Below are 23579 nucleotides of genomic sequence, written 5' to 3' on the forward strand. Positions count from 1 at the left end.
AATTCAAGTTGCCAAGAGTGACGGCAGGATTGGCAAAGGTAACGTTGATGACCAGAACGAGATCGCCCATTACGATGAATTCCTTTAATTGCACAACAAGATGGGCAGGTTACATCAATCTTTGCCATCTGACTCTTCTCCAAATAGGCATACGATACAAGATTCAATAAATTGACGTCATGACCAGGTATTCGGAGGGGGTAAATATATTTCGGTATCGCGTGAGTATAGTGATTCAGCCATTCAGTTTGCAATCAGTAGATTACTGGATGAACACATTATGATTTTGATACTTCAATTTTAACGGTTGAAAATTATAGAAAAGGAAAAGTTTATCAGCTTGGATTAAATTGTAGTGTTGGTCATTACGGGATTCAGAGCGATACCAATATAATATTAATGGAAATGGATTTTTAACGGAAAATAAAAAAGAAAAAGAACAGATTTTGATGTTATCTTTCTTGAGCTGTGTAAATGATGGTAACTTAGTAAAAGAAAAGTATGAAATAAAAATAATGAGCTTGAGTTATTTTTATTTGAGTAATATTTCATTACGAGATAAATTTGATAGACTTCAATGGCATATTTTTCTACGTTTCTTCTGTTGTTCTGGTTTTTGTGAGGTGCCTGCATTATACGCGCCAACACCCTCCCAAATGTTCCCTGTTAGTTTTATAAATTTTGTCAGATAATACGCCTCTGTATAAATATTTAAACAAGGATCAGAACGTAGTTGATGGGCAGTAATACCATACTGGTTTAATTCATTAAAGTTTTGTAAGTGTATTTGCATTAACCCTATCGCATAACGTTCGTTGTTTGATATGTTGATGGCATCCGGTTTAAAGGATGATTCACGAAAAGAAATGGCGCGTAATAAATCAGGATCTATATGATAATCTTTCCCCGCCATATCATAACAATCCATTGCATAAACCTTACTATGCAATAACAGAAGTAAAATAATGAAAAATATCCGCATGTAAAAGATTCAAGGTTTTAATTTCAAGCCTCACTGATCACGATAGTAAAATAGTGCTCTTCTGAAGAATAAGCTTCACACCCTTCGCAAAATTATATTTTGCATGAATTTTAATGTAAATCATGATGTTATATTTTATATCTTATGTTTTTTGGGGATTTTAATATGGAATAGACCACAAACAGACTGTTGTTGTGGGCTAAATATCAGCTAATTGTGTCTTTTATAGGTGTTTTTTGATAAATATCAATATATTCTCATATTTATGAATAATGCAGTGGTCTGTGTAATAGACTGATTCACAGTGATGTTTATTTCAGTTTTTAATAAGTGGGTTTGTTATGGTCTACGTTCGAAAATCGAAACAGCCCACTTTTATGGGTTAAAACAAAAAAACCTGGATGGTATCAGGAATTTAGTTGATCGAAGAAAAAATGAAGGTGCCTCTAAGGGGTCTGAAGCCCAACCGGACGGAAACGTACGCTAAGTGCATTTTTTGAACAATACTACAAAGCTGTCGTAAAAGAAAAACTTCATACTCATAACAATGGAGATTGCATAATGTCGTCATGAAATGTTCAACCAAAGCGCGAGACAACGGATCTGAACTGCGGCAAGAAATGAAGTACTATTTTTCACATATCGCGTTGCTATACCACGCCAGCGTTTAAGGTGAAGGAATGCATTCTCAACTCAATGCCGGAGACGATAGAGTTCATGATCATATTCCCGCTTTATCTTACGATTTTTTCGACAAGGAATTTGTACCTTTCATGCCTTGCCGTACCGCTTGTTCAACGATTGTGTCACTATCATACCCCCGACCTGGCTTCCCTTCCTGCCATTAAGACTTCAACTTGCGAGCAATCTGCTGGGGTACCGCTTGTAATAAGTACTCTGACCGGCATACCATGCGCATCCACGGCCAAATGTATCTTGGTATTGAGCCCCCTTTAGTGCCGGCCACATGAGGGTGAACTTTGATATGGCTGGCATCAATCATCAACCATTCGAAATCCGGTTCAGCTATCAGTTGTTCAAGTAGGGCTTCCCATACCCCTTTATCTCGCCACCGGCAAAACGGCGGTGAGTATTTTTCCAGCCCCCATAATCAGGCGGTAAATCTCGCCAAGGGGAACCTGTCCGTAAGATCCAAAATACTGCATTGATAAACTCGATTATCCTGAGCTTCCCGCCCCCATGCCCCTTTACGCCCCGGTAAATGTGGCTCAAGTAAGTCCCATATAGGATTTGAAATATCATGACGGCGGTGTGAGAGTGCGTTCATTGCCAAGCAATTTTATTTATGGAATATATCTTGATTATGGCACAAAATATTTCATGACTACACTATGTAATTATATTATAATAACAATATTTATTTCTTCATTAACAACAAAAAGTGCCGACCATACCAAACATTAAATAAAATAAAGTCGCCTGTGTTTTTTTATGTGCCCGCCATGTTATTGGCGTGCCAGTCAAGTGATTTTTACGTCTATATTCCTCCCCTTAAATTACAAGGATAACAATCATGTCGGAAACTCCCCTGTTTTCAGGTGCCTCTGCGGCGTTGCTAAATCGTGCTGGCTATCAGTCTGTTTTTGATATTATTCGTCAGGCGCGCACGGCTTTTGTTCAGTCCTTGCCCGAGATCCAGGAGGCGGAGTTACAAGAAATTTATCGTGAAGCCCGGCAACGGGCTAAAAACCGGTTCTGTCGCATTAAGGCAAAGTTAGCTAAGATATCCGCTGGTCTCATCATGTCTTTAATTCAAAAAACCTTCCAACGTCTCCATTATCCGACTGATATTATGGCTCAGTGTATTCTCTGGTATTTAGCTTATGCCTTGAGTTTACGCAACCTCGAAGAAATGATGGCTAAACGCGGTATTAACGTTGATCATTCAACGTTGCACCGTTGGGTTACTCAATTAGTGCCGCTATTGGATAAGGCCTTTCGTCGGCATAAACGTCCTGTGGGGCGTCGATGGCGTATGGATGAAACTGACATAAAAGTCAAAGGGCAATGGAAATATTTGTATCGCGCTGTCGATACCGCCGATCAAACGATTGACTTCCTACTGACCGCTAAACGCGATACGGCAGCTGCATTGCGTTTCTTCCGCAAAGCCATACACCATCAAGGTAAACCCGAAGAGGAAACTATTGCGATCCGACAAAGCAAATACCTCAATAATTTGATAGAGCAAGATCATCGTAATATCAAACGTCGAACACGCTCGATGCTCGGGTTTAAATCCTTTCGGCGAGCCCAAACGCGGCTAGCGGGCATAGAAATCATTTCGATGTGACGTAAAGGTCAATATATTCAACCGAAAGGAAAGACCTTATCACCCGCAGCCATGTTTTATCATTGGGTCGCCTAAATAATCAGCAATGCGCCTTTATTCAAACTCTTGTCGTTAATGCGACAGAACCGTCGTGATACCGCCGGTATGATTCATCTGATCAAGGAATTCGATGAGATGGGGGTAGCCATACACTTTCTGGATGATGGGATCAGCACAGAAGGGACAATGGGTAAGATGGTGGTCACCATTTTGTCAGCGGTGGCCCAGGCTGAACGTCAAAGAATACTGGAACGGACTAACGAGGGACGTTTGGAGGCCAAAGCGAAGGGGATTAAATTTGGCCGCAAACCCACAATAGACAAAGCTCAAGTTCGCCGCCTTCATCAGCAATGTATCGGCGCAACAAATATATCGAGACAATTAAAAATAGCGCGTTCTACGGTCTATAAAATCCTCGCTACAACGTAACGTACTCAGATTTGGGGGTTCTTCGGCGGAACCCGTGGATCATTACGAAGTGCGGCGATGGCAGAGTTGGCACCGGCATATTACCCTGGCACTGCTGGCTCATGCAGTCTTGGCTGTCCTGCGGGTACAGGAGAAAAAAACACCCGCCGGCCGGGTTCCTCTCAGTGTAGCGGAACTCCGTAAGTTGCTGTCAAAGCTGATGGAAAAAGCGGGAGGGACACTGGAGCAGATTTTACATTGGTCAGACTGGCGACGACGGCATCAATACCGGGCACAACAATGTCACTATCGTCGCCGGGGAAATCATCGGATTACAGAGCAATTACGGCTGTAGTACTAAGCACAAATGCAGTCTGGCGGCACTTTACCGAGAGATCGCTCAGGTCTGTAAAAAGCAAAGCTTACCCGTACCAACGTAACCGTCGTAACCGTCCGGTGATCTCACCTTGTTCCTTCCACCCGGCTCCTGCACGCTACGGCTTCTTATCTTTCATTTGGAGACCCAATCATGCGCCGTAACCGATACACCCCGGAACAAAAACAGCAACATGTGACCCAATGGCGGCACAGTGGCCTGACCCGAAAACAGTATTGTGAACAGCATCAGCTGAACTTTTCCTCTTTTCGTGACTGGATCGCCGACAGTCAAAAACTCTCTCAAAATCCCAACCCGGGTTTGTCGGCATTGTTACCCGTTGCACTCCAACCCGCCCAGACACACACACGGTCACCCTGCAGACGCCCGACGGCTATGTCATCACCTGCCCGCTGGCATTATTGCCGGAGGTGATTCAGGTACTGACCCGATGCTGAAGCCCGAACAGCTTTTTCTGGTGCGGGAACCCGTTGATATGCGCCGGGGAATTGATGCCCTGACCCAGCATATTGAACGGTTAAACCTGCGCTGGCAGGAAGCAGCGGCGTTTGTTTTTTGCAACAAGGCCCGCTCCCGCCTCAAGGTGTTGCGCTGGGATCGCCATGGAGTCTGGTTGTGCACCCGCCGTTTGCACCGGGCCCATTTTGTCTGGCTAAAACAGGGGGAACTCAGCTGGGTGATGACGCCCGCCCAGTTTGACTGGCTTATCCGCGGGATTCATTGGCAACAGGTTGAAGGAGATGACCTGTCCGGCTGGCAAAGTTAATTTTTTAACCTTAGTCACAGTTTTATTCCATAATAACAACCAATTATCCGGTAAACTGTCGCCATGACATTCCCCTGACTTAATGGTGCTGGATGACCCCGGGCAATTTCGGGTACGGGCCCTGGCGCTGCTTCAGCAACAACGCGACTACATTGACCAGCTGGAGGCAGCCCTGAAACAGGCCCGGCGCTGGCGGTTCGGTGCACATAGCGAAACCCTCCTGGCCGGTCCCCAACGCCGTCAGTTTGAGGAAGATGCAGAGACAGATATTGCGGTGCTGGAAACCCAGCTCTCGTGCCTGCATATCCAGGAAGAGCCTCCCCTGGCCCGCCCCAAACGTCAGCCGTTGCCGGCGGCATTACCCCGTGAATCGGTTCGGTTCGAGCCGGATACCGGGCACTGTCCTGATTGTGGTCATCCCTTGCGCTTCCTGCGTGATGAAATCACCGAACGACTGGAATACCGCCCGGCGACGTTTATCGTCCGGCGTTATGCCGGTTACCAGGCCCTGCATGCCCGGCGTAAGTTTTTTGACCATTACCAGGCCAGTCAAAGCCTGGGGGCAAAACAGGCGCTGGACGGTATCCGGGAACTGTACAAACTGGAGAGAAAAATCCGGCTGCGCCCCCCGGATAAACGGCGTCAGTGGCGGCAGCGTTATGCCCGTCCCTGGCTGGATGAGTTCCGGTCATGGCTGCAAAGCTGTCAGGCCAAAACTGCGCCCAACTCGGGATTACACAAGGCGATAAGCTATACATTGAAACGCTGGACGGCGCTGGTGTGCTACCTGGATGATGGCCGGGTGCCGATAGATAACAACCGGGCGGAAAATGCGATCCGGGGTGTGGCCGTAGGGCGAAAAAATTGGCTGTTTGCGGGCTCATTAGCCGCCGGTCAGTGAGCCGCCATGGTGATGAGTTTGCTGGAAACGGCCAACGTGAATGGTCATGAGCCCTGGGTCTGGTTACGTGATGTCTTGCGCCGGTTACCCACCTGGCCGAACAACCGGTTGAATGAACTTCTTCCCTGGCCTGAGAACCCGTTTAGCTAAATCCCACTTTGTTTTTATCTGACAAAGCAAGGTGAGATCACCGGACGCTTACGATTAATCTCAACATGTAATGACAAGGCTGAATGCAGAAAGATTGCTGAGGCAATAATCATGATGACAAAGACAGGTAAGACCGTGACTTGCTAAACCTGTATGGTCGCCAGAGCGTCAAGCTCGTCGGAGGAATGAGGAGCCAGCCAGCGGATTACATCGAGGCCCGCAGCATTGGCTGCAACCTACCGTCGATGTCAACATGATTTTTGTCTTGCAAACGGGATGCGTTCATATAGTGACCAAAGATTTACTCTCGACAGAACCTTGCTTACTACCTTAAATGGAAAAACCGTCACTGAAAGTTTTCTACTCAGAAAAATATTTCCCAGTGACGGCTTAAACAGGATTCGGGTTAAATTAATATCATACTGGCTCTGTATCACTGCTGATTAACAAAGTTCTATTCAAAGCTTCAACTAAAGCGATTTTATGCTCATGGTTCTCCATCATACTAAAATGATTACCCGAAACAGCAATCAACTGAAGTAAAGCATCAGACATTATATGTGCCCAACCTAACGAGGGATCTGTGTTTACAGATTCGGATGTTTCTTCCATCATAAAAGAAATAATAGGATTAGATTCAATTGCATAGAATTGATGCAATGTTATTGTCAATGCTGTCGGTTCATAATCTGTAACTATTTGCGCATAATGTGCAATTTGCTCCCAACGTTTGGCAATTACATCAGCATGTAGATTTGCCGGATATAATGCTAATTCTTGTGCAACTTCAATAAATTGCACCAAATTCAACTCTTCAACACTCCGGTACAACGCCAATATTTCTTCTGGATGCCCCCCTCCTAACTGTCGAGCGAGTTCACTAAGGAAATGATATTTGGGTTGCACAATTTCTTTTCCTAAATAATGAGGCGCAGGTGAATCAATTAGCCCCAGGTAATTAACCCGTTCACCAGTATTCAAAAGTCGCTGGGCAATAGCATAGGCCAATATACCGCCGGAAGAATAACCCCCTATCCGATATGGGCCTGTGGGTTGAATAGCTTTCATTAAGACAATCATTCTGGTTGCTAATTCTTCTATTGTTGATATCGGTTTTTCATTGATAGAAGGCCATGGCAATGCATAAATCGGATAACACGATGAGATATGTTGAGACAGCCCGAAGACATATGAATAATCCCCTATGCCACTAGGAACAAAAAATAGTGGCAACCCTGTTCCACCAGACCGTACTGATATGGCGTTATTTTGCGGTTGAAGCAGAGGATCTGAGGCAATTTCTGCTGCCAATTCGGCCAACACAGGGAACTGAAACAGGGTATTTAGCGTGAAACTCAAGCCCTGCTCCGCGGCAAGATTCATTATTCTCACAGCTAATAGTGAATGTCCTCCTAGGGCAAAGAAATTGTCATGCCGGCTGATTTGATCAATGCCCAGCAGTTCATGCCAAATCGCCGCCAACATGATTTCGGTTGCCCCTTGTGGTGCCTCATAGCGTTGACGGGCAAACGCTTCGCTATCCGGTGCTGGCAATGCCTGTCGATCCAGTTTGCCGTTAGCGGTTAACGGGAAGCGATCCAGTCGCACAAACGCTGTCGGCACCATATAATCCGGCAGAACCGAATTTAGGTGGATGTGCAAACTGTTAACCAGCCCCTCTTCAACGTCCGCCACCACATAAGCCACCAACCGTTTCTCCATCCCGTCATTCAGTACCAACACTACTGATCCATGCACTGCAGGATATTCCATCAACTTGGCTTCAATCTCCTCCGGTTCAATACGGAAGCCTCGAATTTTCACCTGCTGATCATTACGACCGAGAAATTCCAGATTGCCGTCCGGACGATAACGAGCCAAATCTCCAGTACGGTACATACGTGCATCCGGCTTATCACTATATGGATCATGAAGGAAACGTTCAGCTGTTAATTCGGGCCGATTGAGATAACCGCGAGCCACACCAGCACCGCCGATATAAATTTCGCCGACTACGCCTAGCGGGACAGGTTGCCCAATAGGATCGAGAATATAAATTTGGGTATTGCCGATGGGACGGCCTATGACTGATGCTTCCGGTATTTCTGTCTGAGCAGGGTATTCATACCAGGTGGCATCACCATTGATTTCGGATGAACCATAGAAATTTAACAGACGGAGCCAAGGGGAATCCGTCACAACTTGTCGAGCCAGTTCAGGATCCAGCCGTTCTCCGCTGCAAACCAACGTTCTAATGGATTTCAATTCATCGCTATGACCTTGAATTAAATGATTTAACAGCGAAGGTACTACCACCAGATAATTAACCCCAAAGCGGCGTAAACCATCCCTGAAACGGTCGAGATCTTTCACTTCATGATCACTGAACACAACCAGTTTACCACCGGCCAACAACACGCCTAGCATCTCGGTGACGGAATCAACAAAACTGATGCTGGTTTTCAGTGCCCCTACCAATGGTGTCGTTGCAATATCTCGGACGAACCATAGCAGACGGTTGCATAAGGCTTGGTGACTGTTCATCACGCCTTTGGGCTGTCCTGTAGAGCCGGAGGTATAAATGACATAGGCCAGATGGTGTGATGTGAGTCCCAACACCTGAGGATCTGGATTATCGGTGGAATATGACATCCAGAATGCTGCTTGAGCATCGAGCACTACAGTAGGTACAGTGCTGGCTAGCCGGTCAACCCACTCGGTTTGAGTTAGTACCGCAACGGGAGCTGCGTCTTCGAGCATATAGACCAATCTTTCGTCTGGATAGGCTGGATCTAGCGGCACATAAGTCCCACCGGCTTTCAGTATGGCCAATACCCCAACTACCATTGTTAGTGACCTTGACACACACATCGCTACCCGTTGATCCGGTTCAACACCCACTTCAATCAACTGATGGGCCACTCGATTAGCCCGGGCATTGAGTTCGGCATAACTGAAGGTCTGCTCTTCATACACTAGGGCAATGGCATCCGGAGTTTTCGCTGCCTGCTGTTCAATCAGCTGATGAATACATAATTCTTTAGGATACAGCGTTTCCGTCGTGTTCCAGGTAGTCAGCAATAACCGGCGCTCTGCCGGAGCCAGAATATCAATGTCTCCTATCTTCTGTTGGGCATTGGCCACCATCGCGTGCAGCACGGTCTGCAAATACCCTATGTGTCGTTCAATAGTGGGGCGATCAAACAGCGCGGTACTGTAATTCAATACTCCGCTAATCCCACCAGATTCCTCATACAGTTCCAATTCGAGATCAAACTTAACAGCCTTGACGGCGTCAAAAACCTGATCAATCGGTGTGACGGTCAGACCCGGTAATACCCAGTCCGTGTGTTCATTGTTCTGCCAGATAAACATCACCTGGAACAGGGGCGTATGCGCCAGCCGACGTGGCGGTTGGACGATTTCAACCACCTGCTCAAACGGCAGATCCTGATGTGCCTGGGCTGCTAACGCAGTTTCCCGCACCTGGGTCAGGCATTCCGCTACGGTCAGTTTGTTCGAAGCAGCCATTCGCAAGGCCAGTGTGTTGACAAAAAAGCCTATCAACGGCTCTACTTCTTGTCGGCTGCGGCCAGCACTGGGGGTGCCGATAATAATATCGTCCTGACCGGACAACCGCGACAAGACGACGCCCCAGGCCGATAGCACGGTCATAAACAACGTAACACCGTGCTGCTGGCTTAATTGTTTGAGGGCGGCGGTCAGTGTCGGGTCGAACTGGACAGGCACCGCCTGACCGACAAACGACTGCGCTGGCGGCCGTGGCCTGTCAGTAGGCAAATCCAGCAGCACCGGCGCATTTGCCAACACAGCCCGCCAATAGTCAGACTGCGCCTGGGCGCGCTCGGCGGAAAGCCACTGATGCTGCCAGACAGAATAATCCGGATATTGGATGGCCAACGACGGCAACGGATCCGGATGCCCAGCCAGAAAGGCCGTGTAGAGCGCATTCAGTTCTCGTATCAGCACCGTGACCGACCAGCCATCGGACACAATATGATGCTGGGTCAGTAAAAACTGAGTATCCTCCTCCGTCAGCCGGATAAGCATCGCCCGAATAAACGGTCCCTGACTGAAGTCAAACGGCGCAGACACCGCTTCGGTGTACAACTGTTCCAGTGCCGTGTCTCTTTCTGGATTTCCGCGTAAATCATGCTGCACCAGAGGCACGCCTCTGTCTTTTGCCAGCAGCCGGACTTGCGGCTGACCGTCAACGGAAATAAATACTGTGCGCAGTGCTTCATGACGGGCAAAGACGGTATTTAGGGCCTGCTGCCAGGCGGTGATATCCAACTGACCGTGCAAATGCAGCGCCAGGGGAATATGATACGTTTCACTGACGCCATCGAGCTGAGCCAGGAACCACAAGCGCTGTTGGGCAAAAGATAACGGTAATCTTCCCGCTCGGGAGACGGGGAGTATGATGGGCAAGGTGGTATTGTCCTGTTTATCCCGCCGAGCCTGTATTTCCTGAGCTAGGGCCGCCAACAACGGCGAATTAAACAGCACAGTCAGCGGTAATTCCACACCCAATACGGCCATTATCCGGTTCACCACCCGCACCGCCAGCAGGGAATGCCCACCCAACGCAAAGAAATTGTCGTGTCGGCTGATTTTTTCAATACCCAATAACTCACGCCAGATAGCAGCCAGGGCGGTTTCTATTTCCCCTTGGGGAGCTGCATACCTCTGGCGGGCAAACGCGTCCTCATCGGGCACCGGCAACGCCTTGTGATCCAGTTTGCCATTCAGTGTCAACGGGAAACTGTCCAGACGGACAAACGCCGTCGGCACCATATACTCCGGCAGAACCGTATTCAGGTGCTCACGCAGGCTATTCGCCAGCCCTTTTTCCACGTCCGCCACCACATACGCCACCAGCCGTTTGTCCGAACCCTCACCCAGTGCCACTACTACCGATCCACGCACTATCGGGTGATCCATCAACCGGGCTTCAATTTCCCCCAGTTCAATGCGAAAGCCACGGATTTTCACTTGCTGGTCATTGCGGCCGAGAAACTCCAGATTGCCATCCGGCAGATAGCGCGCTAAATCGCCGGTGCGGTACATGCGTGCTTCCGGTTTGGCATTGAACGGATCGCTCAGGAAACGCTCTGCCGTCAATTCAGGTCGGTTCAGGTACCCCCGGGCGACACCGGCACCTCCGACATACAGTTCTCCGGTGACACCCTCTGGCACGGGTTGACCATATTTGTCCAGCAAATACAGCGTGAGATCTGGAATACGTGTGCCAATCGGGCTGACAGTGTGAATCACATCATGGTGATTGAGTACCCGGTAAGTCACATGAACAGTTGTTTCCGTAATGCCATACATATTCACCAACTGTGGCGTAGTGTCTTTTCGCAAGTGATACCACGGCTTCAATATACTTGGATCAAGGGTTTCGCCACCAAAAATGATATAGCGCAACTGATCCGGTAAGGGATTATCAACGTAGCTGGCAATAAAAGCTTTGAAAGCACTGGGGGTTTGATTCAGTACCGTGATACCGTGCCGACACACAAATTGATGGAATTCCTGTGGGGAGCGGGTCATCGCGTGGGGGACTAAAACTAGTTTAGCGCCATAACGCAATGCCCCCCATAATTCCCATACCGAAAAATCAAAAGCAATGGAATGAAACAGGCACCAACTGTCTTGTTGATTAAAGTGATACCAGAATTCAGTCGCCTCAAATAAACGCAGAATATTACGATGTTCGACCATCACTCCTTTCGGGGTGCCTGTCGAGCCAGACGTGTAAATGACATAGGCCAGATGACGGGGAGTCAATGCTCGTACCTGTGGATTACTGTCCGATTGTTCAGGTAGATAATTAGGGTCAAGTACCTTCCGTTCGGCCAGTACCTGCTCGCCTAAGGCTGTCCGCCCAGTCTCATCCGCCAAGATAATAGCTGGGGCGGCATCGGTGAGAATCTGTGTCAGCCGTTCACCGGGATAAGCCGGATCCAGCGGTACATACGCCCCACCAGCTTTTAGTATGGCCAATACCCCGACTACCATGGCCAATGAACGTGATACACAAATCGCCACTAACTGGTCTGGTGCTACCCCCAACGCCATCAACTGATGCGCCAAGCGATTAGCCCGGGCATTGAGTTCGGCATAACTGAGCATCTGGTCTTCATACACCAGCGCAGTCGCGTCCGGAGTTTTCACTGCCTGTTGCTCGAATAATTGATGGATACATAACGTTGCAGAATATGGTGTTTCCGTCACATTCCGGGTTGTTAATAACTGTGCGCGCTCTGCTTCCGGTAGGATTTCCAAGCACCGAACCAACCTGTCCGGAGTATGCTCCAGTGCGTCCGCCAGACTTTCCAGTGCCTGTTGCATATAACCGCATATCCGCGCAGGATCAAAAGGCTGAACTGTCTGTGCCGTCAACCCCAGCGCATCACCAAAATCTTCGATCGATAACACTAAGGGGTAACTAGTCCGCTCCTGCCCGTTAACAAACTCAATCCCGCTTACCCATTCATTGGACAGGGCTGACACCGTATTATGTCGGTAGTTCAACAGGGCACTGAAGAGGGGACTTTCGTTGTCAATGCCACTGCACCGTTGAGCCAACGCCAGTGATGCATGCTCATGTGCTAATAATCCGGCCAGTCGGGTGTGAGCCTGCTGTACACTCTCCCGCACTGGCGTATTATCGATATCCAGCCGCAGCGGCAGGGTATTAATAAACAGCCCCAGTCCACTCGCCGCCCCAGTACCCGCTGCCATACGCCCAAACAGCACGGTGCCGAACACCACCTTTTCCTGTCCGCTGGTGTGCGACAAGACTTGCGCCCAGGCCAGATGATATAACGCCGCCAGACTGACGCCCAACTGCTGGGCCTGACGGCGCAGGCGGCGATTCAGTTCAGCGGATAACATCTGGAAATATTCCGTTACTTGCGAACCATCACGATGCACCTCAGCTAAACCAAACGGCAGTGTCGGCTCTGTCACATCTGCCAGCATGTCCGTGAAGAAACGGGTGTGCTCTTCCTGACTGATGCCCAACCTCGCCTGCGCCACCAGATGACGGAACGGCACCGGAGTGGGCAGGGTTTCCGCTTGTCCCGTCAGATACGCCCGGACTTCATGGTGCATCACTTCTTGTGCCGTGTGGTCGCCAATCAGGTGGTGCTGTAATTCCAATAAGCACCAACGGCCATCCGTTTCCCGGGCAATGACAAATTGCAGTAACGGCGCCTCACTTAAGTTAAGACGATAATGGCAAGGATCAAAATGCCGGCTTAGTTTCTCACTGACCGGTCCTTCCGCTGGATCTAACGTTAGTTCGATAACCCGTAACGTTGCCTGGCGCAAGACCACTTGCGCTGGCACAGACATCCCCTGCCAGATAAAGGCCGTTCGCAGAATATCGTGGCGGTTGATTACTTGCTGCACCGCGGCCAAATACTGGTCCAGTAAAGTGCGGTCAGCAAACGTCATCTGGATGGCCAACAGGTAGGGATCCCCCTTGTTTGCTAGTAAATGGTGAAATAATATCCCGTCCTGCAAAGGTGACAGGGCATAAATGTCCTGAATATTGCTCATGCCACCCGGTACTTGCCCGACGATATAGTCAATATCCGTCTGCGTCAGGTCTATCAACGGCAACATCGTCGGCGTGAGCGTGGTTATATCCGAGGTAATGACATTGTCAGGCACGGGCACGGCTTGGTACTGCCCCAGTTTGTGCGCCAGATGGGATAGTACGGGTGTCTGAAACAGGTCGCGTACTGCCAGTTTAAGCCCCTGATGACGCAAATGTTCAATCATCCGCACCACCAGCAGAGAATGTCCTCCCAGTGCAAAGAAATTGTCGTGCCGGCTGATTTTTTCAATGTCCAGTAACTCACGCCAGACAGCAGCCAGGGCGGTTTCTATTTCCCCTTGGGGAGCGGCATACAGCTGGCGGGCAAACGCGTCCTCATCAGGTATTGGCAGCGCCTTGCGGTCCAGTTTGCCGTTCGGGGTCAACGGGAAGGTGTCCAGACGCACAAATGCCGCCGGCACCATATAATCCGGCAAAACCGCACTCAGGTGCTCACGCAGACTATTCGCCAGCTCTGCTTCCACGTTCGCCACCACATACGCGATCAACCGTTTGTCCAGCTCATCGCCGTGTACCAGTACCACTGATTCACGCACGGCCGGGTGCTCTGTCAACCGGACTTCAATTTCCCCCGGTTCAATGCGGAAACCACGAATTTTAACCTGGTGGTCATTGCGACCCAGAAACTCCAGATTGCCATCCGGCAGATAACGGCCTAAATCCCCAGTACGGTACATGCGTGCATCCGAGCTATCACTGAACGGATCAATCAGGAAACGTTCAGCCGTCAGTTCAGGGCGGTTCAGGTAACCCCGGGCAACGCCCACACCACCAATGTAGATTTCACCCATACAGCCTAATGGCACGGGTTGCCCTCTTTTATCCAGCAGATAGATGCGCGTATTCTTAAGTGGCCGACCAATAGAACGATCTTCGCTCGGCGATGAGATTTCTTGACAGGTTGCCGTTACCGTATTTTCCGTCGGCCCATAAGCGTTTAATAGCCGGGGGCGATAACTGTCCTGCCTGAACCAGTCTTGAATGGCATGTTTTTTGACTGCCTCACTTCCAATGATGATAAGTCTCAGGGCATCAGGCAGTCGCAGTGCTTGTTCACTGGCTGCCAGTTCAGACCAGAACAGCGTCGGTAAGAACATGACCGTGATGTAGTTTTGTTGGGTCAAAGCAATAAATTCCGGTATGGAAGTCAGCCAGCTATCATCACGCATCACCAACGTGGCACCATTGCATAATGCCGAGAAACATTCCTCAACGGAGACATCAAAGGAAAAAGTGGCAAATTGCAGTACACGATCCTGCGTCGTCACACCATAAAGTTCATTCACCCCCAAGTAACGTTGGTACAACGCCTGATGCTCTACCATCACCCCTTTCGGGATCCCTGTTGAGCCGGAGGTGTAAATCACATAGGCCAAATGATGAGGGGTCAATACCGCTCTCTGTGGGTTACTATCCGGCTGGTCAAACCAGACATTCGGGTCAAGCACCTTCCGTCCAGCCAGCACCTTATCGCCCAATACTGTTCGTCCAGTTTCATCCGCCAAAACAAGAGCCGATGTAGCATCAATGAGTATCTGTGTCAGACGTTCACCGGGATAAGCCGGATCCAACGGGACATAGGCGCCGCCAGCTTTCAGTATGGCCAATATCCCGACAATCATGACCGGTGTGCGTGAGACACAAATCGCGATCAATTGATCTGGCGCTACCCCCAACATAATTAATTGATGGGCCAGCCGATTAGCCCGGGTATTGAGTTCGGCATAACTCAGGCACTGTTCCTGATACTCCAATGCTGTGGCACCCGGCGTTTTCTGTACCTGCTGTTCAAATAACTGATGGAGATACATCGCGTCAGGATACGGCGTTTCCGTGGCATTCCACGTTTCTAGCAATAACTGGCGCTCTGCCGGCGCCAGAATATTGATATCCCCCACCTTCTGTTGGACATTGTCCACCATCGCTTGCAGCACGGTCTGTAAATACCCCATGTGCCGCTCAATCGTAGTGCGATCAAACAGGGCAGTACTGTAATTCAATGCCCCGCTAATCCCGCCAGCGTTCTCATACAGTTCCAGTTCGAGATCAAACTTAACGGCCTTAACCACCTTGACGGCGTCAAAAATCTGATCAATTGGTGTGACGTCCAGTCCCGGCAATGCCCAATCCATATTTTCATTGTTCTGCCAGGCAAACATCACCTGGAACAGGGGCGTATGCGCCAGCCGACGGGGCGGTTGGACGATTTCCACCACCTGCTCAAACGGCAGATCCTGATGTGCCTGGGCTGCTAACGCAGTTTCCCGCACCCGGGTCAGGCATTCCGCCGCCGTCAGTTCACCCGAAACCGTCATCCGTAAAGCCAGTGTATTGACAAAAAAGCCTATCAACGGCTCCACTTCCTGCCGACTGCGGCCGGCACTGGGGATACCGATAATGATATCGTCCTGACCGGACAGACGCGACAAGACGACGCCCCAGGCTGACAGCACGGTCATAAACAACGTGACACCGTGCTGCTGGCTTAACTGTTTGAGGGCGGCGGTCAGTGCCGAATCTAAGTGAACCGGCATTGCCTGACCGGCAAACGACTGTGCTGGCGGCCGAGGCCTGTCGGTAGGCAAGTCCAGCAGCACCGGCGCATCCGCCAACACAGTGCGCCAATAGTCAGACTGCGTCTGGGTGCGCTCGGCGGAAAACCACTGATGCTGCCAGACAGCATAATCCGGATATTGGATGACCAACGGGGGCAACGGGTTCGGCTGTCCGGTCAAAAAGGCCGTATAGAGCGCGCTCAGTTCCCGTATCAGCACCGTGACCGACCAGCCATCGGAGACAATATGATGCTGAGTCAGTAAAAAATGAGCGTCCTCTTCCGTCAGTCGAATAAGCTTCGCCCGGATAAGCGGATCCCGACTGAGGTCAAACGGCGCAGACACCGCTTCGGTGTACAACTGTTCCAGTGTCGTGTCTCTTTCTGGATTCCCGTGTAAATCATGCTGCACCAGCGGCAACCCGCTGTCTTTTTCCAGCAGCCGAACCTGTGGCTGACCGTCAACGGAAATAAATATCGTGCGCAGTGCTTCATGACGGGCAAAGACGGCATTCAGGGCCTGCTGCCAGGCGGTGATATCCAGCCGGCCGCGCAAATGCAGCGCCAGGGGGATATGATATGTTTCACTGATGCCCTCAAGCTGAGCCAGAAACCACAAACGCTGTTGGGCAAAGGATAACGGCAATGTCTCCGCCCGAGAGACAGGCAGTATGGCAGGCAACGCAACATTGTCTTGTTTATCCCGCCGAGCCTGTATTTCCTGAGCTAGGGCCGCCAACGATGGCGAATTAAACAGCACAGTCAGCGGTAATTCCACGCTCAATACAGCCATTATCCGGTTCATCACCCGCACCGCCAGCAGGGAATGTCCGCCCATGGCAAAGAAATTGTCGTGTCGGCTGATTTTTTCGATACCCAATAACTCACGCCAGACAGCAACCAGGGCGATTTCTATTTCTCCCTGCGGCGCTTCATAACGTTGGCGGGAGAAAGCCTCCTCTCCGGGCACCGGCAGCGCTTTGCGATCCAGTTTGCCATTCGGGGTCAACGGGAAGGTGTCCAGACGGACAAATGCCGTCGGCACCATATACTCCGGCAAAACCACACTCAGGTGCTCACGCAGGCTATTCGCCAGCCCTGCTTCTGCGTCTGCCACCACATACGCCACCAGTCGTTTGTCCGTCCCTTCTTCCAACATCAGTACCACCGATTCACGTACTGCCGAATGGTCAGCCAATCTGGCTTCAATTTCGCCCAGTTCAATGCGGAAACCGCGGATTTTCACTTGCTGGTCATTGCGCCCCAGAAATTCCAGATTGCCATCCGACCGATAACGGCCTAAATCACCAGTGCGGTACATCCGGGCATGGGGTTTATCACTGAACAGGTCGGGCAGGAAACGCTCTGTTGTTAACTCGGGCCGATTCAGATAACCCCGCGCTACACTCACCCCACCAATATACAACTCGCCTATCGTCCCTAATGGCACTGGCTGAGCATAAGCATCCAGCAGGTACATTTGCATATTGGGCAGTGGGCGGCCAATGAGATTGGACTGTCCTGTTTTTTCATTTAGGTAAGCAATCGTCGTGGTAATCGTCGTTTCTGTCGCGCCATAGCAATTCACCAAAACAGGAAATTCACGGTAAACAGATAACCAGCCTTCTAATTCATGTTGAGATATCGTTTCCCCGCCGATACAGATAATTCTCACGCCCTGATAGATATCGCCTCGATTAGCTTCAGCCAGCATCCGCCAAAATTGAACCGGAATGGATATATAAGTCACCTGATATCGCTCACACAGGGACCAAAATTTCGATGCACTGGAGGTCCACTGATTTGTCCTCAATATGAGTGCTGAACCATTAGTCATTGCAAAAAATATTTCTGATACACAGACATCAAACGAAGTATTGCAGAACTGTAATATCCGATCAGAAGTGTTAAACGACAATGTCGTACTCAGCGCAGTAATTTCCTGCACCAGTTGATTATGTTCCACCATCACCCCTTTGGGCGTTCCTGTTGAACCGGAGGTGTAAATCACATACGCCAAATGCCGGGGAGTTAATGACTGTATTTGTGGGTCACTGTCTGGCAGTTCAGGCAAACGATTCGGGTCAAGCACTATCCGTCCGGCCAGTGCCTTCTCTCCCAAGGCCGCTCGTCCAATCTCATCCATCAGAACAATAGCGGGATCGGTATCGGTGAGCATCTGTACCAAACGTTCACTAGGGTAATCCGGATCCAGCGGCACATACGCCCCACCAGCTTTTAGTATGGCCAATATTCCCACCACCATGGCTGGTGTTCGTGACACACAACTGACGATTAGCTGGTCTGGTGCTACCCCCAACGCCATCAACTGATGCGCCAGCCGATTGGCACGGGCATTGAGTTCGGCATAACTGAGGGTCTGCCCTTCATACATTACGGCGATGGCATCCGGAATTTTCTCTGCCTGCTGTTCAAACAACTGATGGATGCACACCGCTTCAGAATACGGCGTTGCCGTCGCGTTCCATGTTTCCAGCAATAATCGGCGCTCTGCCGGAGCCAGAATCTCTATTTCCCCCACTTTCTGTTGAGCATTGGCCACCATCGCTTGCAATACAGCATGCAGATAGCCTACCTGTCGTTCTATGGTCGATTTATCAAACAACGCAGCAGAATAGCCAAGATCGCCAACAATCCCGCCTGCTTCTTCAAACAAATTCAGCTCAAGATCAAATCTGACAATATCCAACGCTTGATCAACTTGTGACACTTTCAGGCCCGGCAATTCCAAGTCTGTGCGTTCATTGTTCTGCCAGGCAAACATCACCTGAAACAGGGGGGTATGTGCCAGCCGACGTGGCGGCTGGGCAATTTCCACCACCTGTTCAAACGGCAAATCTTGATGTGCCTGGGCAGCTAACGCAATTTCCCGCACCCGGGTCAGACATTCCTCTACGGTCAGTTCACCTGAAACCGCCATCCGCAAGGCCAGTGTGCTGACAAAAAAACCTATCAACGGCTCTACTTCCTGCCGGCTGCGGCCGGCGCTGGGGGTGCCGATAATGATATCGTCCTGACCGGACAGACGCGATAAGACAACGGCCCAAGCTGACAGTACGGTCATAAACAACGTGACACCGTGCTGTTGGCTTAAGTGTTTGAGGGCGGCGGTCAGTGCCGGATCGAACTGGATAGGCACGGTATAACCGACAAACGATTGTTCTGGCGGCCGTGGTCTGTCGGTAGGCAAGTCCAGTAGCACCGGCGCATCTGCCAACACAGTGCGCCAATAGTCAGACTGCGCCTGGGTGCGCTCGGCGGAAAGCCACTGATGCTGCCAGGCAGCATAATCTGGGTATTGGATGGCCAACGGGGGCAACGGGTTTGGCTGTCCGGCCAGAAAGGTCGTATACAGTGCGTTCAGTTCCCGTATCAGCACTGTGACCGACCAGCCATCAGACACAATATGATGCTGGATCAACAAAAACTCATAGTCCTCCTCCGTCAACCGGATAAGCGCGGCCCGGATAAGCGGCCCCCGGCTAAGATCAAACGGCGCAGACACCGTTTCGGTGTACAACTGTTCCAGTACCGTGTCCGCCTCTGGGTGCCCGCGTAAATCATGCTGGACCAGCGGCAACCTGCTGTCTTTTTCCAGCAGTCGGACCTGTGGCTGACCGTCAACGGAAACAAATACCGTACGCAGCGCGTCATGGCGGGCAAAGACGGCATTCAGGGCCTGCTGCCAGGCGGTGATATCCAGCCGGCCGCGCAAATGCAGCGCCAGGGGGATATGATATGTTTCACTGACACCGTCGAGCTGGGCCAGAAACCACAAACGCTGTTGGGCAAAGGATAACGGCAATGTCTCCGCCCGAGAGACAGGCAGTATGGCAGGCAACGCAACATTGTCTTGTTTATCCCGCCGAGCCTGTATTTCCTGAGCTAGGGCCGCCAACGATGGCGAATTAAACAGCACAGTCAGCGGTAATTCCACGCCCAATACAGCCATTATCCGGTTTATCACCCGCACCGCCAGCAGGGAATGTCCGCCCAGCGCAAAGAAATTGTCGTGTCGACTGATTTTTTCGATACCCAATAACTCACGCCAGACAGCAACCAGGGCGATTTCTATTTCTCCCTGCGGCGCTTCATAACGTTGGCGGGAGAAAGCCTCCTCACCGGGCACCGGCAACGCCTTGCGATCCAGTTTGCCATTCGGGGTTAACGGGAAGGCATCCAGACGCACAAACGCCGCCGGCACCATATACTCCGGCAGAGCCGCACTCAGGTGCTCACGCAGGTTATTCACCAGCCCTGCTTCTGCGTCCGCCACCACATAGGCTACCAGCCGTTTGTCTGCGCCCTCCCCCCAAACCAACACCGCAGACTCGCGAACCGCCGGGTGCTCTGCCAACCGAGCTTCAATTTCCCCCGGCTCAATACGGAAACCGCGGATTTTCACCTGTTGGTCATTGCGCCCCAGAAATTCCAGATTGCCGTCCGGCAGATAACGGCCTAAATCTCCAGTACGGTACATGCGTGCATCCGAGCTATCACTGAACGGATCAATCAGGAAACGTTCAGCTGTCAGTTCAGGGCGGTTCAGGTAACCCCGGGCAACGCCCACACCACCAATGTAGATTTCACCCATACAGCCTAGTGGCACGGGTTGCCCTCTTTTATCCAGCAGATAAATACGGGTATTCTTAAGTGGCCGACCAATAGAACGATCTTCGCTTGGCGATGAGATTTCCTGACAGGTTGCCGTTACCGTATTTTCCGTCGGCCCATAAGCGTTTAATAGCCGGGGGCGATAACCGTCCTGCCTGAACCAGTCTTGAATGGCATGTTTTTTGACTGCCTCACTTCCAATGATGATAAGTCTCAGGGCATCAGGCAGTCGCAGTGCTTGTTCACTGGCTGCCAGTTCAGACCAGAACAGCGTCGGTAAGAACATGACCGTGATGTGGTTTTGCCGAGATAAGGCGATAAATTCCGGTATGGAAGCCAACCAGTCATCATCGCGAATAACCAGCGTGGCGCCATGACATAATGCCGAGAAACACTCTTCGACGGAGACATCAAAAGCAAACGCCGCAAACTGCAATACCCGATCCTGTGTCGTCACACCATAAAGTTCATTTACCCCCAACGTACGTTGATAAAGAGCCTGATGCTCCACCATCACCCCTTTTGGCTGCCCGGTAGAACCAGAGGTATAAATCACATAGGCCAGATGCTGAGGCGTTAAGGCCGAAACCTGCGGGTTACTGTCCGGCTGCTCCAGTTGCACTGCCGGGTCAAAAACGGTCAACTCAGCCAATACCTTGTCACCCAATATGGACTGTCCGATCCTATCCGCTAATATCACTGATGGCGTACTGTCACTCAGAATATAGGTCAGACGCTCCACTGGATAGGTGGTGTCCAACGGTACATAGGCTCCGCCCGCTTTCAGCACCGCCAATAGTGACACAACCATAACAGGTGAGCGTGCCACACAAATAGCGACCCGTTGTTCCGGCTCTACTCCCAACGCAATTAATTGATGAGCCAACCGGTTAGCCCGGGTATTGAGTTCGGCATAACTCAGGCACTGTCCTTGATACTCCAGTGCCATGGCATCCGGCGTTTTTTCTGCCTGCTGTTCAAATAACTGATGAATACACATTACGTCAGGATACGGCGTTTCCGTTACATTCCATGTATCCAGCAATAACTGGCGCTCTGCCGGCGCCAGCATATTGATGTCCCCTACCTTCTGTTGGGCATTGGTCACCATCGCTTGCAGCACGGCCTGCAAATACTCCATATGCCGCTCAATCGTAGTGTGATCAAATAGCGCGCTACTGTAATACAATGCCCCACTAATCCCACCGGCTTCCTCATACATTTCCAGCTCAAGATCAAACTTAACGATGTCAACAGTCTGATCAACCGATGTGACCGTCAACCCCGGCAAGATCCAGTCCGTCTGTTCATTGTTCTGCCAGGCAAACATCACCTGGAACAGGGGCGTATGCGCCAGCCGACGGGGCGGTTGGACGATTTCCACCACCTGTTCAAACGGCAGATCCTGATGGATTTGGGCGGCTAACGCGGTTTCCCGCACCCGGGTCAGGCATTCCGCCACCGTCAGTTCACCCGAAACCGCCATTCGCAAGGCCAGTGTGTTGACAAAGAAGCCTATCAACGGCTCCACTTCCTGTCGGCTACGGCCGGCACTAGGAGTACCGATAATGATATCCTCCTGACCGGACAACCGTGATAAGACGACACCCCAGGCTGACAGCACGGTCATAAATAACGTAACACCGTGTTGTTGGCTTAAGTGCTTGAGGGCGGCGGTCAGTGTCGGTTCTAACCGGACAGGCACGGCATAACCGACAAACGATTGTTCTGGCGGCCGAGGCCTGTCCGTGGGCAAATCCAGCAGCACCGGCGCATCTGCCAACACAGTGCGCCAATAGTCAGACTGCGTCTGGGTGCGCTCAGCGGAAAGCCACTGATGCTGCCAAGCGGCATAATCCGGGTATTGGATGGTCAACGGGGGCAACGGGTTTGGCTGTCCGGCCAGAAAGGTCGTATACAGTGCGTTCAGTTCCCGTATCAGCACTGTGACCGACCAGCCATCGGAGACAATATGATGCTGGGTCAGTAAAAACTGATAGTCTTCCTCCGTCAGCCGGATAAGCGCCGCCCGGATAAGCGGCCCCCGGCTAAGGTCAAACGGCGCAGACATCGCTTCGGTATACAACTGTTCCAGTACCGTGTCCGTCTCTGGGTGCCCGCGTAAATCATGCTGGACCAGCGGCAACCTGCTGTCTTTTTCCAGCAGTCGGACCTGTGGCTGACCGTCAACGGAAACAAATACCGTACGCAGCGCGTCATGGCGGGCAAAGACGGCATTCAGGGCCTGCTGCCAGGCGGTGATATCCAGTCGGCCGCGCAAATGCAGCGTCAGGGGGATATGGTATGTTTCACTGACACCGTCGAGCTGGGCCAGAAACCACAAGCGCTGTTGGGCAAAGGATAATGGTAATTTTCCTTCTCGGGAGATGGGTAATATGGCAGGCAACGCAACATTGTCCTGGTTATCCCGCCGAGCCTGTATTTCCTGAGCCAGGGCCGCCAACGAAGGCGAATTAAACAGCACAGTCAGCGGTAATTCCACACCCAGTACGGCCATTATCTGGTTCACCACCCGCACTGCCAGCAGGGAATGCCCGCCCAGCATAAAGAAATTGTCGTGTCGGCTGACTTGCTCAAGGCCCAGCAATTCCCCCCAAATGGCCGCCAACACCGTTTCGTTTTCCCCTTGCGGCGCCTCATAACGTTGGCGAGCCAGCGCTTCGCTGCCCGGTGCCGGCAGTGCACGCCGATCCAGTTTGCCATTCGGGGTTAACGGGAAGACATCCAGACGCACAAACGCCGCCGGCACCATATA

The 23579-nt window shown here is 50.9% G+C and carries 4 protein-coding genes and 6 pseudogenes; 6 read left to right on the forward strand and 4 right to left on the reverse strand.

The genetic code is table 11. From position 1 onward, the window contains the following. The 3 genes and pseudogenes from Xvie_RS25925 to Xvie_RS18490 form a co-directional block, all read right to left on the reverse strand. Positions 1 to 128: IS1 family transposase (locus tag Xvie_RS25925; protein WP_139838891.1), on the reverse strand; the 128-nt coding region annotated here is incomplete at its 3' end. 391 nt (positions 129 to 519) lie between these two features. Beyond that, positions 520 to 982 (reverse strand): annotated as a pseudogene (locus Xvie_RS18485) (transglycosylase SLT domain-containing protein); the annotation flags it as partial. A 567-nt stretch (positions 983 to 1549) separates the two neighbouring features. Continuing rightward, a pseudogene (locus Xvie_RS18490) lies at positions 1550 to 2270 on the reverse strand (IS5 family transposase). A gap of 474 nt (positions 2271 to 2744) precedes the next feature. Between Xvie_RS18490 and Xvie_RS18495 the strand changes: the two are divergent. The 6 genes and pseudogenes from Xvie_RS18495 (at position 2745) to tnpC (ending at position 5957) form a co-directional block, all read left to right on the forward strand. Continuing rightward, positions 2745 to 3371: pseudogene (locus Xvie_RS18495) on the forward strand (IS6 family transposase). Between the two features lie 54 nt (positions 3372 to 3425). Next, a pseudogene (locus Xvie_RS18500) lies at positions 3426 to 3764 on the forward strand (recombinase family protein); the annotation flags it as partial. 34 nt (positions 3765 to 3798) lie between these two features. Further along, positions 3799 to 4098 (forward strand): annotated as a pseudogene (locus Xvie_RS18505) (hypothetical protein); the annotation flags it as partial. Between the two features lie 174 nt (positions 4099 to 4272). Then, complete coding sequence (tnpA, locus tag Xvie_RS18510) at positions 4273 to 4554, forward strand: IS66 family insertion sequence element accessory protein TnpA (RefSeq protein ID WP_086110626.1); 282 nt, start codon at positions 4273 to 4275, stop codon at positions 4552 to 4554. A gap of 16 nt (positions 4555 to 4570) precedes the next feature. After that, the gene (tnpB, locus tag Xvie_RS18515; RefSeq protein ID WP_086110627.1) at positions 4571 to 4906 is read left to right on the forward strand and encodes an IS66 family insertion sequence element accessory protein TnpB; all 336 of its coding nucleotides are present in this window, start codon (positions 4571 to 4573) and stop codon (positions 4904 to 4906) included. A gap of 82 nt (positions 4907 to 4988) precedes the next feature. After that, positions 4989 to 5957 (forward strand): annotated as a pseudogene (tnpC, locus tag Xvie_RS18520) (IS66 family transposase). Positions 5958 to 6374: 417 nt separating this feature from the next. Here the strand turns inward: tnpC and Xvie_RS18525 are convergent. After that, the coding region (locus tag Xvie_RS18525; RefSeq protein ID WP_139838892.1) for a non-ribosomal peptide synthetase at positions 6375 to 23579 on the reverse strand (17205 nt) is incomplete at its 5' end.

It is taken from the genome of Xenorhabdus vietnamensis, from assembly GCF_002127535.1.
Taxonomy (GTDB): domain Bacteria; phylum Pseudomonadota; class Gammaproteobacteria; order Enterobacterales; family Enterobacteriaceae; genus Xenorhabdus; species Xenorhabdus vietnamensis.

Coding starts and splice junctions, on each gene's coding strand:
- tnpA (WP_086110626.1), top strand. CDS start 4,273: ATGCGCCGTAACCGATACACCCCGGAACAAAAACAGCAACATGTGACC.
- tnpB (WP_086110627.1), top strand. CDS start 4,571: ATGCTGAAGCCCGAACAGCTTTTTCTGGTGCGGGAACCCGTTGATATG.